The organism is Streptomyces sp. P5F9, from assembly GCF_057961495.1.
In genome coordinates, this window is sequence record NZ_JBXVPZ010000210.1 from 1 (window position 1) to 16,914 (window position 16,914).

16 protein-coding genes are annotated in these 16,914 nt (G+C 70.7%); 10 read left to right on the forward strand and 6 right to left on the reverse strand.

The window, feature by feature from the left end; all coding sequences use genetic code 11:
• The first annotated feature begins 37 nt into the window (after positions 1 to 37).
• The 9 genes from AC31A1_RS28835 to AC31A1_RS28875 all read left to right on the forward strand — a co-directional run bounded on the left by AC31A1_RS28835 (position 38) and on the right by AC31A1_RS28875 (position 10,643).
• The gene (locus AC31A1_RS28835; protein ID WP_489656128.1) at positions 38 to 1,072 is read left to right on the forward strand and encodes an ABC transporter substrate-binding protein; all 1,035 of its coding nucleotides are present in this window, start codon (positions 38 to 40) and stop codon (positions 1,070 to 1,072) included.
• A 5-nt stretch (positions 1,073 to 1,077) separates the two neighbouring features.
• Entirely contained in the window at positions 1,078 to 1,878 is an 801-nt protein-coding gene (locus AC31A1_RS28840) for a class I SAM-dependent methyltransferase (protein ID WP_489656129.1), read from the forward strand.
• Positions 1,875 to 2,633, forward strand: coding sequence for an ABC transporter permease (locus AC31A1_RS28845; protein WP_489656130.1), 759 nt, complete (start codon positions 1,875 to 1,877; stop codon positions 2,631 to 2,633). The genes AC31A1_RS28840 and AC31A1_RS28845 overlap by 4 nt, the downstream gene beginning before the upstream one ends.
• Positions 2,634 to 2,818: 185 nt before the next feature.
• Positions 2,819 to 4,402: an ABC transporter substrate-binding protein gene (locus tag AC31A1_RS28850; protein ID WP_489656131.1), complete on the forward strand. Its 1,584-nt coding sequence runs from the start codon at positions 2,819 to 2,821 to the stop codon at positions 4,400 to 4,402.
• A gap of 2 nt (positions 4,403 to 4,404) precedes the next feature.
• Positions 4,405 to 5,361, forward strand: a complete 957-nt coding sequence (locus tag AC31A1_RS28855; RefSeq protein ID WP_489656132.1) for an ABC transporter permease — start codon at positions 4,405 to 4,407, stop codon at positions 5,359 to 5,361.
• The gene (locus AC31A1_RS28860; protein ID WP_489656133.1) at positions 5,358 to 6,245 is read left to right on the forward strand and encodes an ABC transporter permease; all 888 of its coding nucleotides are present in this window, start codon (positions 5,358 to 5,360) and stop codon (positions 6,243 to 6,245) included. Before AC31A1_RS28855 ends, AC31A1_RS28860 begins: the two co-directional genes overlap by 4 nt.
• Positions 6,245 to 7,975, forward strand: a complete 1,731-nt coding sequence (locus AC31A1_RS28865; protein WP_489656134.1) for a dipeptide ABC transporter ATP-binding protein — start codon at positions 6,245 to 6,247, stop codon at positions 7,973 to 7,975. Before AC31A1_RS28860 ends, AC31A1_RS28865 begins: the two co-directional genes overlap by 1 nt.
• Positions 7,972 to 9,978 carry a CocE/NonD family hydrolase gene (locus AC31A1_RS28870; protein ID WP_489656135.1) on the forward strand — a complete coding sequence of 669 codons (2,007 nt, stop codon included), beginning with the start codon at positions 7,972 to 7,974 and terminating at the stop codon, positions 9,976 to 9,978. Before AC31A1_RS28865 ends, AC31A1_RS28870 begins: the two co-directional genes overlap by 4 nt.
• Entirely contained in the window at positions 9,975 to 10,643 is a 669-nt protein-coding gene (locus tag AC31A1_RS28875; RefSeq protein WP_489656136.1) for a TetR/AcrR family transcriptional regulator, read from the forward strand. Before AC31A1_RS28870 ends, AC31A1_RS28875 begins: the two co-directional genes overlap by 4 nt.
• On the opposite strand, the gene AC31A1_RS28880 is transcribed toward AC31A1_RS28875, so the two are convergent.
• On the reverse strand, positions 10,606 to 11,514 hold the full coding sequence (locus AC31A1_RS28880; RefSeq protein WP_489656137.1) for an SGNH/GDSL hydrolase family protein: 909 nt from the start codon (positions 11,512 to 11,514) through the stop codon (positions 10,606 to 10,608). The two genes, AC31A1_RS28875 and AC31A1_RS28880, sit on opposite strands and share 38 nt — an antisense overlap.
• 77 nt (positions 11,515 to 11,591) lie before the next feature.
• Complete coding sequence (locus AC31A1_RS28885) at positions 11,592 to 12,293, reverse strand: hybrid sensor histidine kinase/response regulator (RefSeq protein ID WP_489656138.1); 702 nt, start codon at positions 12,291 to 12,293, stop codon at positions 11,592 to 11,594.
• A 9-nt stretch (positions 12,294 to 12,302) separates the two neighbouring features.
• On the opposite strand from AC31A1_RS28885, the gene AC31A1_RS28890 reads away from it, so the two are divergent.
• Positions 12,303 to 12,440 (forward strand): hypothetical protein, encoded by a 138-nt coding sequence (locus AC31A1_RS28890; protein WP_489656139.1) that lies wholly within the window; start codon positions 12,303 to 12,305, stop codon positions 12,438 to 12,440.
• Between the two features lie 3 nt (positions 12,441 to 12,443).
• Here AC31A1_RS28890 and AC31A1_RS28895 read toward each other — a convergent pair whose 3' ends face one another.
• From AC31A1_RS28895 to AC31A1_RS28910, 4 genes are all read right to left on the reverse strand, one after another.
• Complete coding sequence (locus AC31A1_RS28895; protein ID WP_489656140.1) at positions 12,444 to 13,319, reverse strand: geranyl diphosphate 2-C-methyltransferase; 876 nt, start codon at positions 13,317 to 13,319, stop codon at positions 12,444 to 12,446.
• A 49-nt stretch (positions 13,320 to 13,368) separates the two neighbouring features.
• Positions 13,369 to 14,406, reverse strand: coding sequence for a family 2 encapsulin nanocompartment cargo protein terpene cyclase (locus AC31A1_RS28900; protein ID WP_489656141.1), 1,038 nt, complete (start codon positions 14,404 to 14,406; stop codon positions 13,369 to 13,371).
• 16 nt (positions 14,407 to 14,422) lie between these two features.
• Complete coding sequence (locus AC31A1_RS28905) at positions 14,423 to 15,868, reverse strand: family 2B encapsulin nanocompartment shell protein (RefSeq protein WP_489656142.1); 1,446 nt, start codon at positions 15,866 to 15,868, stop codon at positions 14,423 to 14,425.
• Positions 15,869 to 16,123: 255 nt separating this feature from the next.
• The coding region (locus AC31A1_RS28910) for a zinc-binding alcohol dehydrogenase family protein (protein ID WP_489656143.1) at positions 16,124 to 16,914 on the reverse strand (791 nt) is incomplete at its 5' end.

Here is a 16,914-nt window from a genome sequence, read left to right on the forward strand (position 1 = left end):
CCGTCCCCCTACCCATTCCCCCGTCAGGGGAGGTCGCATGATCCGCTCGTACCGCACGGCGACGGTGTTCTGTACGGCGGCCACGTTACTGGCCGCCGCTGCCTGTGACTCCAACTCCTCGTCCAAAAGCCCGAGTTCGGCCACGGACCACATCACCTACGTCACCGCCTTCGGTGCGGCGGGACGGGACGCCTTCGCCTGGGTGGCCGAGCAGAAGGGCTATTTCCGGCAGGCGGGAATCGACGTACAGATCGAACTCGGAAAGGCCACCGGCGAGAACCTCAAGGCCCTCGCCTCCGGAAATGCGCAGTTCACGAGTTTGGACTTCACCGGCGCGATGATCTCCGCAGGGGCCAAGAACTCCACGGCCTACCGCGACTTCCGCGCCGTACTCGCCATCCATCAGCGGACCCTCGTCTCCATCATGGCGATGCGGGGCTCGGGCATCACCACCCCGAAGGACCTCAAGGGCAAGCGGATCGCGGCCGCCGCCAACTCCGTGAACCAGCTGCTCTTCCCCGGCTACGCCAGGCTCGCCGGTATCGACTCCGCCGGAATCCACTGGATCGCGGTCCAGCCCGTCCAGTTGGGCCCGGCCCTCGCGAGCGGAAAGGCCGACGCGCTCAGTACGTTCCTGATCGGCCGGCCCACCATCGAGAAGGCCACCGTGCAGGCCAGGTCGAAGCGCGTCGTGGTGTTCCCCTACAGCACCTACCTGCCCGACCTCTACGGCAACGCCACCGTCACCACGGCCTCCATCGCCGCGAAGAAACCGGACCTGGTCAAGCGCTTCCGCACCGCTCTGCTCAAGGGGCTGAAGTACACGATCCAACACCCCGACGAGGCCGGGAAGTTGCTGCACGCCAAGCACCCGGAGACAGACGCCACGGCCGCGACCGCGGAGATCAAGCTGATGACGCCGTCCGTGACGGCCGAGGGCGAGTCGTCCATCGGCACGATCACCGAGGCGCGGATGCGGCGTGCCATCACCAGCCTTCAGAACGCCGGTGTCATCCAGCCGGGGATGACGCCGCAGGACGTCGTCGACTTCGCGGCGATGAAGGGGAGTTGACGGACTTGGAGACCCCGCTCCCGTACGTCTTCGACAACGACCACCCGGAGGCCGTCGACCGGCACGGTCAACTCCCCGCGATCCTCGACGAGTTCACGATCTCGCGGCTGTCGTCCCTCGGCGACCTGACCGGCCGGCGCTGTCTGGAGACCGGTGCAGGAGGCGGCAGCATCGCCGCCTGGCTCGCCCGCGCGACGGGACCGACCGGGCGGGTACTGGCCACCGACGTCAACACCCGTCATCTGCCGCCGAGTCCGCCGTACGACGTGCTGGTGCACGACCTGGAGAGCGAACCGGTGCCGGCCGGGCCGTGGGACGTGATCCACGCCCGGCTGGTGCTGCTGCACCTGCCCGGACGGGAGGCCGTTCTCCGGAGGTTCGCGGCGGCGCTCGCACCCGGTGGCGCGCTGGTGGTGGAGGACTTCGAGACGACCTTCCGCAAGCTGGTGCTGGCCGCCCCGACCCCGGAGGCGGCCGAACTGGTTGACCGCTACCACGAGTTGCTCGTCGAACGTGTCCTGCCCGCCCACGGCAACGACCCCACCTGGGCGGGCCGGGTGCCCGCCGCCATGCTGGAGGCGGGCCTGACCGACGTGGACACCGTGATCCAGGCCCGGTCCTGGCCGGGCGGCACCGCGGGCGCGCTGCTGATCGCCGCGAACATCGCGCAGGCGCGGGAGGACTTCCTGGCGGCCGGCATGACGGAGGCCCAACTCGACGAGCTGGACCGGCTGGTGGCCGATCCCCGGCTGCTGGTGCGCGGGCACTTCACCTACTCGACCATCGGCCGCAGGCCCGCCGCGTGAGACGCGTCCTGGCGGCGGGATCACCGGTCCTGGCGGCGATGTGCGCCCTGGCCGCGTGGTGGCTGGCGACCGTCGCCTTCGGCATCCGGCCGTTCCTGCTGCCGTCACCGCCCGACGTCGTCCGCGCCTTCGACCGGCTGCCCGGCTATCTCCTCCGGCAGACCTGGCAGACGTTCGCCGAGACGGCCGTCGGCTTCGGCCTGGCCGTGGGCGCCGGACTCGCGACCGCCGTCCTGCTCACCGCGTCCCGCGGCGTGGAACGCGCGGTCATGCCGCTCCTGGTAGCCGTCAACGCCGTGCCCAAGATCGCGGTGGCACCGCTCCTCGTCGTCTGGCTCGGCTTCGGGACCGCCCCGAAGGTGTTCATGGTGGCCCTGCTCGCATGGTTCCCCGTCGTGGTGTCGACCATGGCCGGACTGACCTCGGTCCCTCTGGAGCTGACCGAACTGGCCCATTCGCTCACCGCGTCCCGCTGGCAGACCTACCGCAAGCTCCGCATCCCCTGGGCCCTGCCCCAGGTCTTCACCGGCCTGCGTCTCGGCGTCACCCTGGCCGTCGTGGGCGCGGTCGTCGGCGAGTTCGCGGGCGGCGACCAGGGCCTCGGCTACGTCATCGTGGCCTCCGGCGGCAACGCCGACACGCCCCTCGCCTTCGCCGCGATGGCCCTGCTCAGCGCGATGAGCGTGCTCCTCTTCTACGTCGTCGTCCTCGCGGAGCGGGCGCTGCTGCCCTGGGCCCGCGAGACCACCGGCTGAGCGACCGTCCCCGCGGCCGCCGCGCGGCCCGTCGCCGCGACCCCCACGCGCCCTCCGCGTAACCAGTGCGTTTCGGACGTTAATTTCCGGGCCCAAAGGGTTGGCGTGAAACCGTCCCCTCGTTATCGTTCACCAACTTCACTCAATCGTTCGGCTGAACGAATAGCGACAAGGACGGTCGGTACATGTCCGACATCCACCACCCGGGCCGCCGGTCGGTGCTCGCCGCGGGCGTCGCCTCGGCCGCCGCGCTCGGCGGGTCCTGGCTGCTGACCGGCTGCAGTGGGGCGCAGGCCGCCCCCGTCCTGCCGGCCGCCGCCGAGAAGGGCGCCCCCGACCGCGGCGGCACCCTGCGCATCGCCCGGCCGCCCGCCTCCGACGCCGAGACCCTCGACCCTGCCAGCTCGCTGTCCGCGTACGAGTACCTGGGCGCCCTCTACAACCGGCTCGTCCGCGTCGCCGCGAACGGTGAGCTGGCCCCCGACCTCGCCGAGTCCTGGGAGACCGACGCCAAGGCCCGCACCTGGACCTTCCGCCTCCGCAAGGGTGTCGCCTTCCACAACGGCCGCGCCTTCACCTCCGCCGACGCCGCCTACACGCTGCGCCACATCCTCGACAAGGCGACGGCGTCCCCGCAGGCCGCGGTCCTCGCCCCGCTCATCGACCCCGCGAAGCTGGGCACGCCCGACGCCCACACCCTCGTCGTGCCGCTGAAGTCGCCGAACGCCGAGTTCCCGAGCCTGCTGACGCACTACAACTGCTACGTCATCCCCGACGACAGCGCGAAGTCCATCGGCCGCACCGGCATCGGCACCGGCCCCTTCAAGCTGGAGTCGTTCGCGCCCGCGGGCCCCGGCCGCGTCACCGCGTACAAGGACCACTTCGCGGGCCGCCCCGTCCTCGACACGGTCGCGTTCTACTCGGTCGCCGACATGTCGGCCCGCTCAAATGCCCTGCTGGCAGGGCAGGTTGACCTGCTCTCGCAGACCAACCTCGACTTCGCGACCGCCCGCGTGGTCGCCGCCTCCGACCGCGCCACCATCGCCCGTGTGAAGAACGCCCAGTGGTACGTCCTCCCGATGCTCACCACCGAGAAGCCCTTCACCGACGTCCGCGTCCGCCAGGCGATGAAGCTCGCCTACGACCCGGAGCACGTGGTGAAGGTCGCTCTCCAGGGCGCGGGCACCGCCGGCTGGGACAACCCCGTACCGCCGAGCGACCCCGCGTACATCTCCGCGCACCCCAAGCACGACCCGGAGAAGGCGAAGTACCTGCTGAAGCAGGCGGGCCACGAGGGCCTGGCGATGGACCTCTACACCTCGTCCTACGACCCGCTGTTCACGCCGATGGCGCTCGCCTACCAGGACTCGGCGAAGCGCGCCGGTATCCGGATCAAGGTCAAGACGGCCTCCGCGGACTCGTATTACACGCAGATCTGGATGAAGAAGCCGCTGATGGCGACCTATTGGTTCACCGGCCGACCCGTCGACCAGCTGTTCACCCAGATCTTCCGCAGCGGCTCCTCCTACAACGAGACCGCCTGGTCCGACAAGGAATTCGACGCGGTGCTCGACAGGGCCCGCGCCGAGATCGACGACACCAAGCGGCGCGAACTCTACGGCGAGGCGCAGACGTTGGTGATCGAGAGAGGCGGGGCGATGACCCCGATGTTCGCCGACCGGCTCGTCGGCATCTCCCGCAAGGTACGCGGATACGCCGAGCACGGCTTCGAGTTCGACTACCTGTCCATCGGCCTGAAGGGAGCCTGACGATGCTCTCCTTCATAACCCGCCGTATCGCGGCCGCAGTCGGCACCCTCTTCCTGTCCTCCATCCTCGTCTTCCTGGCCGTCCAGGCGCTGCCCGGTGACGTCGCCACCCAGATCCTCGGCAAGGACGCGACCCCGGACGCCGTGGCGGCCCTGCGCGAGAAGCTGAAGCTCGACCGGCCGGCCTGGGAGCGGTACTGGGACTGGGTCTGGGGCGCCCTGCACGGCGACTTCGGGACCTCTCTCGTCTCCGGCAAGGCCGTCGGCGGCGAAGTGTCCATGTACCTCGGCAACTCCGCGCTGATCGCCGTCGTCACGGTCCTCTTCGCGGTCACCGGCTCGATCGTCCTCGGCATCCTCGCGGGCCTCTACCGCGACCGCTGGCCCGACCACGTCATCTCCACCGTCAGCCTCGTCGGCATGAGCGTCCCCGAGTTCGTCGTGGCCACCGTCCTCGTCCTGTGCTTCTCGGTCGCCCTCCCGTGGTTCCCCGCGGTCGTCCTCTACGGCCCCGAGGCCACCGTCTCCCAACTCCTGCCCGCTGTATGGCTTCCCGCACTCGCCCTCGCCGTGGTGATGGCCGCGTACATCGTCCGCATGGCCCGCACCTCGGTGATCGACGTGATGGCCACCGAGTACGTCACCACCGCCCGCCTCAAGGGCCTCTCCACCTGGCGGGTCGTCACCCGACACGCCCTGCCCAGCGCCCTGTTGCCCACCCTGCACGTCATCGCGCTCAACGTGGCGTGGCTGGTCGGCGGGGTCGCGGTGGTCGAGAACGTCTTCAACTACCCGGGCATCGGCAAGCTGATGCTCTCCTCCGTGCAGAACCGCGACCTGCCCACCATCCAGGTCATCGCCCTCATCAGCGCGGTCGTCTACGTCGTCTGCAACCTCGCCGCCGACCTGGCCACCATGGCCCTGAACCCCAGGCTCCGCACCCGAGGGAGGACCCGATGACCACGCTCGACACCGTCCCGCCGACAACCGTACGAGGCGCCCGCACCGTCCGCGCCTGGCGCACCGTGAGCAGTTCCCGCACGGCACTCGTCGGCCTCGCGATCGTCGCCGTACACGTCCTGATCGCGCTGCTCGCCCCCCTCCTCACCTCCTACGACCCCATCGCCAACGACGCCGACCACGCCCTCCTCGGGTCGAGTTGGAGCCACTGGGCCGGCACCGACCAGTACGGCCGGGACGTCCTCGCCCGCGTCCTCTACGGCGGCCGGTACGCCCTCGGCGTCTCGATCGCCGCCACCCTCCTCACCGTCGCGCTCGGCACGGTCATCGGCTGCGCCGCCGCGCTGCGCGGCGGCTGGTTCGACGACGTACTCGGCCGGGTGCTGGACGCGATCCTGTCCATCCCCGCCGTTCTGGCCCTGCTCGTCGTCGTGACCGCCCTCGGCACCGGCCCGGCGGTCATCGTCCTCGCCGTCGCGATCGTCTACGTCCCGCAGGTCGTCCGCGTCGTCCGTGGTGCCGCCCTCGCGGTCGTCCCCGCCGACTACGTGACCGCGGCCCGCGCCCGCGGCGAGAGCACCTGGTCGATCCTGCGCCGGGAGATCCTGCCGAACATCACGGACGTGGTGTGCGTGGAGTTCGCGATGCGGGCCTCCTGGGTCGTGCTGCTGATCTCCTCGCTGTCCTTCCTCGGCTTCGGCGCCGACCCGCCCACTCCCGACTGGGGCCTGATGGTCGCCGAGAACCGCACCGCCATCACCGTCGTCCCGATGGCCACCATCGCCCCCATCATCGCTCTGGCCACCCTCGTGGTCGGGCTCAACCTCGCGGCCGACGGCCTGTCCAAGGCGTGGGGCGTCGACCGGATCAGGGAGGGCTCCTGATGGCCTCGATCGTGTCCGTCAACTCCCTGTCCGTGGCCTACCGTTCGGGCGGCCGGGACGTCCCCGTCGTGCACGAGGTGTCGCTCGACGTCGCCGAAGGGCAGACCCACGCCCTCGTCGGCGAGTCCGGCAGTGGCAAGTCGACCATCGCCGCGACCCTCCTCGGGCATCTGCGCCACGGATCGCGGATCACCGGGGGTTCGGTCCAGGTGTCCGGCGCCGACGTCTTCGCCCTGCCCGCACGGGAGTTGCGACGACTGCGCGGCGGAACGGTCGCCATGGTCGGCCAGAACGCCGGCCACGCCCTCACCCCCTCCATGCGCATCGGACGGCAGATCGCCGAGGCGGGCGGTGACGTGCCCGTCGTCGACCTCCTCGAACAGGTCCGGCTGCCGCGCCCGGCGGAGTTGGCCCGCCGCTACCCGCACGAACTCTCCGGCGGCCAGCAGCAGCGCGTCGCCATCGCCATGGCCATCGCGGCCCGCCCCAAGGTCCTGGTCCTCGACGAGCCGACCACCGGCCTGGACGTCGTCACCCAGCGCGGCGTCCTCGACCTGATCGCCGCCCTGCGCGACGAACTCGGCCTCGCCGCCGTGCTGGTGAGCCACGACCTCGGTGTCGTCGCCCACATGGCCGACGAGGTGACCGTCCTGCGGTCCGGCCGGGTGGTGGAATCGGCGGTCACCAGGCAGCTGTTCGCGCAGCCCCAAGACCCCTACACCAAGCGCCTGTTGGCGAGCGTGCCGCGCCTCGACGACGCCGGGCTCGCCGTCGTCGGCGAGGCGGGGGAGCGCGAGGTCAGGCCCCGGGCGGAGGTCCCCGCCGACGCCCCCGTCGCCGTCTCCGCGCAGGACATCACCATCGACTACGGCAGCACGCGCGCCGTGCACGGCGTCTCCTTCGACGTCCGGCGCGGCGAAGTCCTCGCCCTGGTGGGCGAGTCGGGCAGCGGCAAGTCCACCCTCGCCTGGACCCTGGCCGGACTGCGCACCCCGTCCGGCGGCACGATGAAACACGCGGACGGCGACCTGGCCCGCCCGGCACAGCAACGACCGCTGTCCCTGCGCCGCCGGGTGCAGCTCGTCTTCCAGAACGCCGACACCTCGCTCAACCCCCGCCGCTCGGTGGGCGACGCGGTCCGCCACCCCCTCCGCTTCTTCGGTACGGTGGCCGACCGCACGGAGGCGACCGAGCGGGCCCGCCAGCTCATCGCCGACGTACGCCTCGATCCGGCCCTCGCCGACCGCCTGCCCGCGCAGCTCTCCGGCGGCCAGCGCCAACGCATAGGCATCGCAAGGGCGTTGGCGGGCGAGCCGGACGTGTTGATTGCCGACGAGATCACCACCGCCCTGGATGTCTCCGTCCAGGCCGACGTCCTGCGCCTCCTGGACGACCTGCGCCGCGAACGCGACCTGGCCTGCCTGTTCATCAGCCACGACCTGGCCGTCGTACGAGGCATCGCGGACCGGGTCGTCGTACTGCGCCACGGAGTCGTCGTCGAAGAGGGCCCCACGGAAGCCGTGTTCGCCGACCCCCAGCACCCCTACACCCGCCAACTCATGGCCGCCGCCCTCGAACCCGACCCCGACGCTCAGCCCTACGTCGACGACACCGCCGACTGGGCCGACGCGGCGGACGGGGACGACATCTGGACCGGCCAGGGCGACGACGGCCACCGCGTCCGTCGCTGGCGTCCCCTCAACGCCCCCGTGGCGGAAGGAGCTTTGTGAAGTACCGCGAGCAGTTCGAGCGCCGGGTCGTCCGCGAGGACGTCTGGATCCCCACCCGGGACGGAAGGACCCGGCTGCACGCCCGCGTCTGGCGGCCCGATGACGCCGAGTCGGACCCCGTGCCCGCGCTGCTCGAATACCTCCCGTACCGCAAGAGCGACTGGACCGCACCACGCGACGCCCAGCGTCACCCCTGGTACGCCGGACACGGCTACGCCTCCGTCCGCGTCGACATCCGCGGGCACGGCGACAGCGAGGGCCTGCCCGGCGACGAGTACGACGCGCAGGAACTCGCGGACGGCGTCGACGTCGTCAACTGGCTTGCCGCACAAGCCTGGTGCACCAGCAAGGTCGGCATGTTCGGCATCTCCTGGGGCGGCTTCAACTCCCTCCAGATCGCCGCTCTCGCCCCCGAACCGCTGAAGGCGATCGTCACCGTCTGCTCGACCGACGACCGGTACGACAACGACGTCCACTACACGGGCGGGGCCGTCCTCGGCATCGACATGCTCGCCTGGGCCGGCACCATGCTCGCCTTCGCGTCCCGCCCGCCGGACCCCGCGAGCGTCGGTACGGACCGCTGGGTGCCGATGTGGCGCGAACGCCTCGACGCCCTCGAACCCTTCCTCCACACCTGGCTCGGACACCAACAGCGCGACGACTACTGGAAGCACGGCAGCGTCTGCGAGGACTACACCGCCATCGACGCGGCCGTCCTCGCGGTCGGCGGCTGGAACGACCCGTACCGGGACGCCGTGCTGCGGCTCGTCGAGCACCTGCCAGAGGACCGCGTCCGGGGCATCGTCGGCCCGTGGTCGCACCAGTACCCCGACCGCGGCCTGCCGCCCGGCCCGGCGATCGGCTTCCTCCAGGAGACCCTGCGCTGGTGGGACCAGCACCTCAAGGGCATCGACACGGGAGCCATGGCGGAGCCCCTGCTGCGGGCCTGGATCACCGACCCGGTCCCGCCGGCGACGTCGTACGACGTGCTGCCGGGCCGTTGGGTGGGTGACGCCAAGTGGCCGAGCCAGAAGGTCAGTTGGGACTCACGTCCCCTTGGTGCAAGCGCTGAGCCCGTCCTCGTGCGCTCCCCGCAGCACACCGGCCTCGACGCCGGCCGCTTCTTCCCCTTCGGCAACGCGAGCGACCTGCCGCCGGACCAGCGCGAGGAGGACGGCCGTTCGGTCTGCTTCGACTCCGAACCGCTCACCGAACGCGTCGAGATCCTCGGCCGCCCGCGCGTCAGGCTCCGCCTCGACAGCAGCGCCCCGCGCGCCCATGTCATCGCCCGGCTGTGCGACGTGGCGCCGGACGGTTCGTCCACGCTCGTCACCCGTGGTGTGCTCAACCTGCTGAGCAGGCACGGCCGTGACCGGGTAGTCGAGTGGACACCGGGGACCTACGAGGACGTCGAGTTCGAGCTGACCGGCATCGGCTACGCCGTCCCGCCCGGCCACCGCATCCGGCTCACCGTCTCCGACACCTACTGGCCCTGGGTCTGGCCGCACGGCGAGCGCGGCGAGTTGCGGGTCGTCCCCGCCGAGAGCGCCGTACAACTGCCCGTGCGCGAAGCGGGAGACGAGCCGCTGATCCGTTTCGAGGAGCCCGAACAGGCGACACCGCTCGACGTGACCTACGACCGGCCCGCCGAGCCGACCCCCGAACGGGTCGTCACGCACGATGTCGCCAAGGGCGAGTGGACGCTGGAGGTGGACCCCAACTACGGGGGATCGCGGACGTATCCGGACGGGCTGCGCTACGAGGAGAACGCGCGGGAGACGTACCGCATCCGCGGCGACGACCCGCTGTCCGCGAACGCCGTGTCGGAGTGGCGGATCCGGTTGCGCCGCGGGGACGACTACGACGCTGAGATCATGGCGCGGACGGAGCTGCGCGCCACGGCCGCGGACTTCGTCATGGACAGTCGGGTCGAAGCACGGGCGAACGGAGAGACAGTGGCCGAGCGAGCATGGCACCGCACCACCCCGAGGACGTCGGGATGACGGCCGCCAAGCAGCCCCAGCCGGTCGCCAAGCCCCCGCGCCGTGCCGTCGCCGCCGCCGACCGCACCCGGCAGCCCACCGAGGTGCGCCGGCGGCTCATCGTCGAGGCGGCCGTCCCGCTGATAGCGGAACGCGGCTACGCCTCGGTCGGCGTCCGGGACGTGGCGGCCGCCGCCGGGGTCTCCGTCGGCACCGTCACGTACCACTTCGGCAGTGTGCAGGAGATCCTCTCCGAGGCGATGGTCCTCCATATCGAGCGCTACTACGCCGAGTTGAGCGAAGCGGCCGAAGCAGCGACGAGCGGGGCCGAGGCGCTGCGGCTGCTCGTCGACGCGCTGTTCACCGAGGACACCGACCGGCACTGGCGCATGTGGTTCGACTATTGGAACGCCGGCGAACAGGGTACGGACGAAGCCTTCAGCGGCGGACAGGCCCATCGCTACGAGACGTGGCACCAGCAGATCCGCGCACTGGCCCAACGGGGCGTCACCGACGGCGAGTTCGACGCCGACGACCTCGACGGCTTCACGGTCCGCTTCGCCGCCCTCGCCGACGGTCTCGCCCTGCAACGCCTGCGCCAGGCACCTCCGTTGAGCACTGAGGACGCCCGCCGTCACCTCAACCGCCTCATCGAGACGGAACTTGGGCGCCGATCACCCGAGTGATCTCCCGGGCGATCCGCAGAATGCCGGGGGAGGGGACCGGGCACGGCCTGGGCGTCGAGGTGGTCGGCGCCAGGCAGAAGTGCAGAGGGTCCGTGTCGAGGTGCAGGGCCGTGCGGCCGTTGCCCGGCTGGGTGCAGTAGTCGGGGTGGGCGCGTTCGTAGGCGGTGCAGGGGAGGTACTGGACCCAGGTGGTGCGGGCTCCGGCCGGGCTGACGGTCCTGCCGGCGTCGGCGACGACGTCGCCGGCGGACCTGGCCTGCGACTCGTAGAGCGCGTTCACGTTCTGGACGCGCTCGGGCGTCATCGGATCGGGCCCCTGCAACACCCAGACGATCGTGGGTCGTCGGGCGCCTCCGGCGCTCGCGATCTGCGAGGTGAGCTTCCTGATGTCGGCCTCGTACCGCTTGAAGTAAGTCTCCCGGTCGGCGGCGTAGGTGATCCCGTCCATGCAGGGCGTGTAGCCCCACGCGTTCCCCCAGAACTGCAGCACCACGAAGTCCGGACGCAGCGCACGCACCAGCACGGCCGCCTTGTCCCCGTCCGGCACCAGCGAACCTTCCTCGGTGCCCTCCAGGTAGTCGCACGGCGTGGTCCCCGAGTACGGGGCGCTCGTGTACGTCGCGTCCAACTCGCCGCGCAGTTCCCGCCCGAGCACGTTCTGGCTCTCCATCGCGAGGGAGTCCCCGAGATACAGTACCCGGGGCGCCGACCTCACCACCCGGGCACTGCTCGGCGAGACCGGCGCCTGTCGTTGTGTGGTGATGGGCACGGACGGGGTGGGCGGGGCGACCTCGGGCCCGGACGACGGGTCCGTGCACGCGCCGAGCAGCACCGCGGCCAGCACCACACCCACGATCAACGGCTTCCGCATACACCAACTCCCGCCCCGGGCACCGGAAAACGGCCCCTCAGGCAAGCACAGCCGGACGGAAGGAGGAAGACACCCGACTACTCGGGACTCTCCAGGAACTCCAGCAGATCGGTCAGCGGGAGCGGCTTGGCGAGATGGGCGTCGAAGCCGGCCGCCCGGGACCGCGAGCGGTCGGTGCCGTGACTGCAACCGGAGACCGCGATCAGACGCGGACGGGTGCCGTGCGGGCGGGCACGGACCGTACGGGCCACCGTGTAGCCGTCGGTTTCGGGCAGGCTCAGGTCGCCCTGGCGCTCCAGCAACGTGCGGTAGGTCGCGGCCAGGTCCGTGTTGTCCTCGACCATCAGGACGGCCAGTTGGCACCGGGGACGAGGGGGTGCGGACGGCCATGGCGGCTCCGGCGCCTCCTCGTCGGCCTGCGGCAGAAGGACCGTGAAGGTCGCTCCCCTGCCGGGGCCCTCGCTGAGCGCGCTGATCCGGCCGCCGTCCAGCTCGACCACCGTGCGCGCGACCGCGAGCCCCAGGCCGAGGCCCTCGGGCGTATTGGGGCCCGCCGGGGCCGCACGGGTGAACACCCCGAACAGGTCCTCGGCCTGCGCGGGTTGGAAACCGATGCCGTCGTCCCGGACGGTGAGCCGGGCCTGGCCTTCGTCGATCGTCAGACGGACCTCCGTACGGCCGCCGGGCGGGGTGTACTTGAGCGCGTTGGACAGCAGGTCCGTCAGCACCTGCGCCAGCCGCAGCCGGTCCCCGCCGACCACAACAGGCGTGTCGACCACGCTCGCCGGGTGCTGGAGTGCGAGGCGGGGTTCGCGGTGGTGTGCGCCCCGCGCACCGTGCGCCTGTTGTGGGCGCACGGCACGCTGGACCTGCTCGATCCGGTGCCCGGCCTCCCGGAGGCGGCCTCCAGGATCGCCGGGCGCTGAGACTCAGACCCGGTCGGCCGCGATCAGCAGATACTGGAAACTGCCGTTGCGGTAGGCGTCCAGAAAGGTGTCCTCGATCCCTGTCACCAGATGGTCGGCCTGCTTGCGCAGCGCCCAGTAGGGGATCGTGTCCTCGGTGAGGTCCTGGACATGGACCGGCACCAGCCGGTTGCGGGCCATCGCCCGGAAGTACTCCGACCGAGGGTGGATGTCGCAGATGTAGTGGGCGTTGATGAGGGACACCTCACGCGAGGCCCGGCCGTACGTGTCGTTGTAGCAGCCGGTGATCACCACATAGCGTCCGCCCCGGCGCAGCAGCCGGGTGTGCTCGGCGAACAGCAGGTCCAACTCCACATACATCGTGGACTCGTTGTTCCAGGACGCGGCGAACTCCCCTGTCGGGAAGCCGGTGTCGAGCATGTTGCGATGGTGGTAGCGCACCTTGCCGTCGATGCCCCGCTTGCGTGCCTGCGCGTTGGCGAACTCGGCCTGCTTGGCGGAGATCGTGACCCCGTCCGCCCGGCAGCCGTAGCCCAGATGCGCCACGACACTGCCCCCGCCGCGCCCGCAGCCCGCGTCGAACACCCGGTCGTCCGGGGTGAGTTGGCCGAGATGGGAGGCGAGGAGTTCGGCCTGTGCGTGCTCCAGTCGGTGCAGCTCCGCGGTGAGCCGCTCCCGGCGCCGGACGGGGTCGGGCTCGTCGAGCACGGACTCGTCGGCCCCGCCGATTCCGTAGTGGTGGTGATACAGGTCGTCGATCTGTCCGAGATCGAGGTTGACCGGGTTCTCTTCGGCGTTCCAGTACTCCGCGACACGGTTCTGGTACGTGGACTGGGTCGGCACCGGGGCTGTGGTGGGGCCGGCGTCGGCTGTGGTCAACGGTGACTCCTAGCGTCGTGCGTCTGACGAGATCTCAGGGGCCGTTCTGCTACCAGTAGTTGGGCAGGTGGTACCGGTGGCTGTTGGTGGCGTGCCACTCGTGGTTGCCGGCCACCCAGGCGGCGAGGCCCTGGGTGTAGCGCTCGACGAGGGGCGATGCGGCGGACAGCACCGCGGACTCCTCCTCGAAGGCGTCCATGATCCGGTTGTGGATCTCGACGGACTTCAGATAGGCCGCCTTCAGCCCGCGCCGGTCGTTGGCGGCGACGACCTGGGGGAGGTTGAGGTGATCCGGGTCGGACAGCTCCTTGGTGAAGGAGTAGAGGTCGTTCACGATCGTGGTGGCGTTGCAGGCCAGGGCCGTGACCCGCTGGATCTCGGGACGGGAGTAGACCTGTTCGGGCAGTTCGTAGCCGTCGATCGCGTCCACGATCGACAGACAGGGGCGGAAGTTGTTGAACTGCCGCATCACCAGGTACTCCCAGATGCGCGGCTTGTACCGGATCTCCGCCCAGGCGGCCTCGGCGAGATAGCCGAGGTGGAGCCGGGCGATGTCGTGCACGAACCGGTCGGTCTGGCTGGGGGTGGCGAGGAGGGCGTAGTCCTTGAGCGCGAAGTGGTACGAGCGCAGCGGTCCGTCCGCCTGTACGCCGTGCCGCCACTCCTCCTCGTATTCGGGGGTGCAGTGGAACGGGTCGAGCGCGGACTGTCCGAAGATCAGCCGTCCGCCCAGGCCGCGGTGCGAGCCGCCCTTGTCCTCGTCCTCCTCGCAGTAGCAGTTGTCGACGATGTTCTCGGCGAGCAGCAACTTGCCCGCGGCGGTGAGCCGTTCGAGGTCGAGCGCCCGCGGGTGCTGGAGCACCACGGCCCGGCCGAACTGGAACCCGGCGAAGTCCCCGTCCCACGCGGCGGGGAACAGATCGAGCTCGCGGGCCCAGGCTTCCAGTCTGCGGTCGATCTCCGCGGCCTTCTCGGGGTCGGCGGGCGCCGCGGGTTGGTACTTGAGGCCGGGGATCGCCCCGGTGCGCCGGGCTCGTACGGTGCCGGCCAGGTTCGGCGGACCGGGCAACGAAAGGGATGTTGTCACAAGGTTCTCCAGGCCGTCATCCGGCGGTCCGGCCGATCTGGACGTTCTCCAGGATTCCCGCCGCGTCGGGGACCAGGATGGCCATCGAGTAGTACGCGGTGACGAGATAGCGGATGATCGCGGCCGAGTCGATGCCCATGAAGCGCACGTTCAGACCGGGCTGGAACTCCTCGGGGATGCCCGTCTGGAACAGCCCGATGACACCCTGGTCGGCCTCGCCGGTACGCAGCGCGATGATGCTGCTGGTGTGCTGCGGGGTGATCGGGATCTTGCCGCACGGGAAGAACGGGACACCGCGCCAGGCGGGGATCTCGTGCCCCTCGACGTTCACCGTGCCGGGCACCAGACCGCGCCGGTTGCACTGCCGGAAGAAGGCCGCGATCGCCTTCGGATGGGCGAGGAAGAGCCGGGTCTTGCGCCGCATGGCGAGCAGTTCGTCGAGGTCGTCCGGCGTCGGCGGGCCGGTGAAGGTGCTGATGCGCTGGGTGTAGTCGACGCTGTGCAGCAGCCCGAACTCCCGGTTGTTGACCAGCTCCCACTCCTGCCGCTCACGGATCTCCTCGATGGTGAGCCGCAGTTGCTGCTGGGTCTGGTCCATCGGGTCGTTGTAGAGGTCGGCGACCCTGGTGTGCACCCGCAGCACGGTCTGCGTGAGCGACAACTCGTACTCGCGCGGGGCGAGTTCGTAGTCGACGAACCCGCCGGGCAGCGTCGGCTCGCCCACATGGCCGGCCTGCACCGGGACGTCGGCCTCGCCCTTGCGGTTCATCGGCAGCCGCTGCCGCTCGGCGTACGCCTGAAGATGCGCCGCCAACGACGGTACGCGGTCGGTGAATTCGGCCACGACGTCCCACGGCAGCACGAGCAGGACGCCCGCGGTCTCGGCGCGCACGGAACTCAGCCACAGGGGATCGGACTGCCCTATCGCCTCGTCGCCCATCTGGTCGCCGTCGGTGACGACGCCGAGGATCTCCTCCTCGTCGTACTTGCCGGCGGTGTAGCGGGTGAAGCGGCCGTGCGCGACCAAGTAGGCCTCGGTGACGGGCTGTCCGGCCTCGAAGAGGATCTGGCCGGCCCGCACCTCCCGGACCCGGAACCGGCTCGCGACCTCCCTCAGGACCTCCGTGTCGGGGTACCCGCGCAGCACCGGCAGTTCGGTGAGTGTCTCGGGGATGACCTTGATGTCGTCGGCGCCGTTCTGCTCGAACTGCACCCGGCCGCGGCCGACGCTGAGCTGGAGCCGCCGGTTGACCCGGTAGGCACCGCCCCGCACGTCCACCCAGGGCAGCATCTTCAGCAGCCATCGTGAGGTGATGGCCTGCATCTGCGGTTCGGACTTGGTGGTCGTGGCGAGCTGACGTGCCGCCAGGGTGCTGAGACTGGTGGGTTGTTGACCGTTGCCGGGTGCCGTGGGGTCGGGGTCGTCGGTGGCGGGTCCGTGGGCGCTTTCCGGAGTGGACACTTTCCCTCCCGGGAGGTGAACAGGGGTGAGCGCGTCGTCGGTGTACAAGCCAAACAGTCCTGCCCGGGACCGGTAACCGCGCGCAGGGGGCGGCTTCACGCCCGGGAGGGTGTAAACCGCCGATCGAGGCAGGGAGAGGAAGAGATCCTTCCCGTGCCCCGGCGCGCGGGGCGCGAACACGCCCCACCTGCGTGAACCTCCGTGCGCCGCCTACCTGCTGAGGCCGTCCACCCGCGAAAAACGCTCGCGCACCGCCTACCCGTTGAGGTCGTTCACCAGCACCGCGGCCCCGTCGAAGCGGCCGGCCTTCAGATCCGCCAGCGCGTCCGCGGCCCGCGAGAGCGGATAGGTGTGGGTGGTCGCGCGTATGTCGTGCCGGGCGGCCAGATCGAGGAACTCCCTCGCGTCCGCGCGAGTGTTGGAGGTGACGCTGCGCAACTCCTTCTCGTAGAACAGCTCGTGCTCGTAGTCCAGGGGCGGTGTGTCGCTGAGGTGGATGCCCGCGACCGCGAGGACCCCGCCCCGGTCGAGCGCCCGCAGCGCCACCGGCACGAGATCACCGACCGGCGCGAACAGGATCGCGCTGTCTAGCGGCTCCGGCGGAGCCTCGTAGGCGTCGCGCGCCGAAGCCGCCCCCAGCTCCAGCGCGAGCCGCTGCGCCGCCTTGCCCCGGGTCAGAACATGGACGGTGGCCCCCTCGGCGAGCGCCACCTGGGCGCACAGATGGGCGCTGCCCCCGAAGCCGTAGAGACCGAGCCGTCCGCCCTGCGGGAGCGCGGCCCGGCGCAGCGCGCGGTAGCCGATGATCCCGGCGCACAGCAGTGGCGCCAGGGAAACGTCGTCGAGGCCGGCCGGGAGTCGGTGGGCGAAGGCGGCCGGTACCGTCGTGTACTCCGCGTAGCCGCCGTCGGCGTCCCAGCCGGTGTACTCGGAGCGCGGGCACAGATTCTCGGCCCCGCGCCGGCAGTACGCGCACGTGCCGTCGGTACGGCGCAGCCACGCGACGCCCACCCGGTCACCGACCGCGAACCCGCTCACCCCGGCCC

Coding starts and splice junctions, on each gene's coding strand:
- AC31A1_RS28875 (WP_489656136.1), top strand. CDS start 9,975: ATGACGGCCGCCAAGCAGCCCCAGCCGGTCGCCAAGCCCCCGCGCCGT.
- AC31A1_RS28855 (WP_489656132.1), top strand. CDS start 4,405: ATGCTCTCCTTCATAACCCGCCGTATCGCGGCCGCAGTCGGCACCCTC.
- AC31A1_RS28880 (WP_489656137.1), bottom strand. CDS start 11,514: ATGCGGAAGCCGTTGATCGTGGGTGTGGTGCTGGCCGCGGTGCTGCTC.
- AC31A1_RS28850 (WP_489656131.1), top strand. CDS start 2,819: ATGTCCGACATCCACCACCCGGGCCGCCGGTCGGTGCTCGCCGCGGGC.
- AC31A1_RS28860 (WP_489656133.1), top strand. CDS start 5,358: ATGACCACGCTCGACACCGTCCCGCCGACAACCGTACGAGGCGCCCGC.
- AC31A1_RS28835 (WP_489656128.1), top strand. CDS start 38: ATGATCCGCTCGTACCGCACGGCGACGGTGTTCTGTACGGCGGCCACG.
- AC31A1_RS28865 (WP_489656134.1), top strand. CDS start 6,245: ATGGCCTCGATCGTGTCCGTCAACTCCCTGTCCGTGGCCTACCGTTCG.